The 3604-nt window shown below is 73.4% G+C and carries 2 protein-coding genes and 1 pseudogene; all 3 read left to right on the top strand.

Annotated features, from left to right (window positions below):
• A pseudogene (locus TA90_RS07920) lies at positions 1 to 2967 on the top strand (beta-ketoacyl synthase N-terminal-like domain-containing protein); the annotation flags it as partial.
• Positions 2964 to 3095 (top strand): hypothetical protein, encoded by a 132-nt coding sequence (locus TA90_RS15770; protein WP_269419990.1) that lies wholly within the window; start codon positions 2964 to 2966, stop codon positions 3093 to 3095. The pseudogene TA90_RS07920 and the gene TA90_RS15770, both read left to right, overlap by 4 nt.
• A partial coding sequence (locus TA90_RS07915) for a holo-ACP synthase (protein ID WP_074015351.1) occupies positions 3092 to 3604 on the top strand: 513 nt, incomplete at its 3' end. The genes TA90_RS15770 and TA90_RS07915, both read left to right, overlap by 4 nt.

Below are 3604 nucleotides of genomic sequence, written 5' to 3'. Positions count from 1 at the left end.
CCGCCGATCCGGCGGCACGCTGGGCCGAGGAGGTCGCGGTGGTCACCGGGATGACCGCGGACTCGATCGCGGGAGGAGTGGTGGCCGGGCTGCTGGCAGGGGGCGCGACAGTGGTCGCGACCGCCTCGAAGGTCGACGCGCGCCGCCTGGCCTTCGCCGAGCAGCTCTACCGCGACCACGCCGCGCCCGGTGCGCGGCTGTGGCTGCTCCCGGCGAACCTGTCGAGCTACCGCGACGTCGACGCGCTGATCGGGTGGGTGGGCAGCGCGCAGACGAAGACCGTCGGGGGCTCGGCGGTGGAGGTCAAGCCTGCACTGGTCCCGACCCTGTTCTTCCCGTTCGCGGCCCCGCGCGTGTCGGGCACCCTGGCCGAGGCGGGACCCGTGCCGGAGAACCAGTTCCGCCTGCTCCTGTGGAGCGTGGAGCGCACGATCGCCGGGCTCTCCGCCATCGGTTCGGACACCGCCGTGGACCACCGTCTCCACGTCGTCCTGCCGGGCTCACCGAACCGCGGCATGTTCGGCGGGGACGGTGCCTACGCCGAGGCGAAGTCCTCCTTCGACGCGATCACCACGCGCTGGCGTGCGGAGCGCATCTGGTCCGACCGGGCCTCCCTGGCACACCCGCGCATCGGGTGGGTGCGCGGCACCGGGCTGATGGGGGGCAACGACCCCCTCGTCGGCGCGGTCGAGCGTGCGGGGGTGCGGACCTGGTCCACCGCGGAGATGGCCGGGAAGCTCCTGGAGCTGTGCACGCCCGAGGTGCGGGCGAGCGCGGCGCGGACCCCGGTGGACGCGGACCTGACGGGTGGGCTCGGCGGTGACCTGGGCCTGCGGGCCCTGAGGGCCGAGGCACTCGCGGAGGCGGAGGCCGCCGCGGTGGGGTCCGGGGGAACCGCAGGCACCCCTCCGGCCGTCGTGTCGGCGCTGCCCTCCCCGACCCGCACGAGCGTGCGCCACGTCGACCCCGCACAGTGGGGTCCCGTGCACGCCGACCTGCACGACACCGTCGTCATCGTCGGCCTCGGCGAGGTCGGTCCCTGGGGGTCCTCACGCACCCGTCTGGAGGCCGAACTCGGCATCCACTCCGACGGGAGCGTGGACCTCACACCCGCCGGCGTGCTCGAGCTCGCCTGGATGACGGGCCTGCTGACCTGGCGTGACTCGCCCGTGGGCGGCTGGTACGACACGGACGACCAGCTCGTCGAGGAGTCCGAGATCTTCGAGCGCTACCGCGACGAGGTCGTGGCCCGCTCGGGCATCCGCTTCTTCACCGACGACGGCCCGCTCCACGACGGGTGGAGCCCGGAGGCGGCGTCGGTGTTCCTGGACCGGGACATCTCCTTCACGGTGGAGAGCGAGGCGGAGGCCCGCAGCCACCTGGATGCCGATCCCCGCTTCACGAGGATCGCCGCGGACCCGGCGACGGGTGAGTGGACGGTCACCCGCCTCAAGGGCGGGGAGGCCAGGGTCCCCCCGGCGCGCCACGCTCTCGCGGCGCATCGGCGGCCAGTTCCCCACGGACTTCGATCCCTCGCGCTGGGGGATCCCGGCCTCGATGACCGACTCCATCGACCGGATCGCCGTGTGGAACCTGGTCACCGCGGTGGATGCCTTCGTCTCGGCGGGCTTCACGCCTGCGGAGCTCCTGGCGGCGGTGCACCCCTCCGCGGTGGCCTCGACGCAGGGCACGGGCTTCGGGGGGATGACCTCGATGCGCAAGCTCTTCGTGGACCGCTTCCTGGGCGAGGACTACCCGCAGGACATCCTCCAGGAGACCCTGCCCAACGTGGTCGCCGCCCACACGATGCAGTCCTACATCGGGGGCTACGGGTCGATGATCAACCCGGTCGGCGCCTGCGCGACCGCGGCCGTGTCGATCGAGGAGGGCCTGGACAAGATCGCCTGCCACAAGGCGGACTTCGTGGTGGCCGGCGCCACCGACGACATCCAGGTGGAGTCCATCGAGGGCTTCGGGTCGATGAACGCCACCGCGGCCACCGACGCCATCCTGGAGCAGGGCATCTCGGAGCGGTTCGTCTCACGTGCCAACGACCGTCGCCGCGGGGGCTTCGTGGAGTCCCAGGGCGGTGGCACCGTGCTGCTCACCCGGGCGGACATCGCGCTGTCGATGGGTCTGCCGGTGCTGGGGGTCGTGGCCTTCGCCGAGACCCACGCCGACGGCGCCCACACCTCCATCCCGGCACCCGGCATCGGGGCCCTGGCCTGCGCACGGGGCGGGAAGGACTCCACCCTGGCACGGCGACTGGAGGATCTGGGCGTCGGCATCGACGACGTCTCGGTGGTGTCCAAGCACGACACCTCCACCAACGCCAACGACCCCAACGAGTCCGACCTGCACACCCGCCTCGGGCGCGCGCTGGGCCGCAGCGAGGGCAACCCACTGTTCGTCATCTCCCAGAAGTCGCTGACGGGGCACGCGAAGGGTGGTGCCTGCGTCTTCCAGGTCGCCGGCATCACGCAGCTCTTCCAGACCGGTGTGGTCCCGGCCAACGCCTCACTCGACTGCGTGGACGAGGAACTGGCCGTCAACCCCGGCCTCGTGTGGGTGCGCTCGCCCCTCGACCTCGGCTCACGGGGGCCGATCCGTGCCGCCTTCGCGACCTCACTGGGCTTCGGTCACGTGTCCTCCCTGGTGGCCGTGGTCAACCCGGCGGCCTTCGAGGCCCTGGTCGTGGCGTCGGCGGACGACCCCGGGCAGGGGATGGCCGACCTGGAGGCCTGGCGCGAGCGCTCGGACGGGCGTCTGCGCGCCGGGACCCGGCACCGCGAGTCGGGGATGCTCGGACATGCCCCGCTCTTCGAACCCGTCGAGTCCCGGCGGCTGCCCGAGGAGACCGAGGGCGTGGATCCCCACGAGGTCGAGGCTGCGGTCCTGCTGGACCCGCGGGCCAGGCTGGGGGCCGACGGCTTCTACTCGATGCCAGTGGGAGGGGCGGCCGAGTGACCGGTTCCGGGCACACGGCCCTCCCCGTCCGCCGGCGCGGGATCGTCGGTGCGCGGGAGGTCCTCGCTGGCGCGGAGGTCTTCGCCGGTCGGGAGATCTTCGCCGGCCAGGAGGAGGCCACGGGGTGATCCTCGGCATCGGCGTCGACCTGGTGGCCCTGCCCGCTCTCGCCGGGCAGGTGGGGCTGCCGGGGTCGACCTTCCTCACCTCCGTCCTCACGGCGCGGGAGCGTCGCGCGGTGGAGTCCCGCGCCCGCACCGAGGGAGGCGCTCCCGGCGACCCCCACGCCCTCGCCCCCCACGTCGGCGCACGCTGGGCGGCGAAGGAGGCCTTCGTGAAGGCCTGGTCCGCCGCCCTGGGGGGAACCGCCCCCCCGATCACCCCCGAGGACCTCGTGTGGAGGGAGATCGAGGTGGTCCAGGACCACTGGGGCCGCCCCACGCTTGTCCTGCACGGGCGCGTCGCCCGGGAGGTGGCACTCACCCTGGGTGCTGCACCCCCCGATGCCGACGTGGGCCGTGCCCCCGGCGGCTCCGTCGCCGGCCTGCACTGGCACCTCTCCCTCTCACACGACGGTGACTGCGCGGTGGCGGTCGTCCTCCTGGAACGGCGCCCCGCCGGGTGCCCGGACGACACG

This window comes from Actinomyces polynesiensis, assembly GCF_000820725.1.
Classification (GTDB): domain Bacteria; phylum Actinomycetota; class Actinomycetes; order Actinomycetales; family Actinomycetaceae; genus Pauljensenia; species Pauljensenia polynesiensis.
Note: the sequence above shows the minus strand (reverse complement) of the source record. Positions and strands in the feature narration are given on the sequence as shown.